Genomic DNA, 507 nt, shown 5'->3' with positions numbered 1-507 from the left:
AAACAGGCAAGAGCCATATCGGAACAGGCTTATGCACCTTATTCAAAATTTTTTGTTGGAGCAGCCGCTTTAATGGATAACGGCTCAATAATTACAGGTACCAATCAGGAGAACGCAAGCTACCCTGTAACCCTTTGTGCAGAAAGAGCTTTAATGGCAGCTGCTGCTTCGGTTTATCCAAATATTGGTATTAAAACAATGGCAATAAGCTATCATAATCATAATAAAAATACAAACAGTAATACACCTATTTCTCCCTGCGGAATGTGCCGGCAAAGTCTTGTTGAATTTGAAACAAGACATCATGTAATGAGGTTGATTTTAACCGGTTTATCAGGTAAAATTTATGTTATACCCGAAGCCGGTCAACTGCTGCCATTAAGCTTTAAAGGAGAGAATTTAAGAATGTAACAACCTGTTTCAATTCGTACATTTGTAACACAACGAAAACTATGGCTGAAGAGAAAAGTTTAAATTTTATAGAAGAAATTATAGAAGCAGAATTAG

The 507-nt window shown here is 36.3% G+C and carries 1 protein-coding gene; it reads left to right on the top strand.

Going from position 1 to position 507, the window contains the following annotated elements:
• On the top strand, nt 1-411 hold a 411-nt coding region (locus tag E3E36_RS11585; RefSeq protein ID WP_167895549.1), incomplete at its 5' end, for a cytidine deaminase.
• Nucleotides 412-507 lie beyond the last annotated feature (96 nt).

Origin of the sequence: Thermococcus sp. M36, assembly GCF_012027355.1 — an archaeon.
GTDB lineage: Archaea > Methanobacteriota_B > Thermococci > Thermococcales > Thermococcaceae > Thermococcus.
The sequence above is the reverse complement of the archived record's forward strand: the minus strand, read 5'-3'. Positions and strand labels throughout refer to the sequence as shown.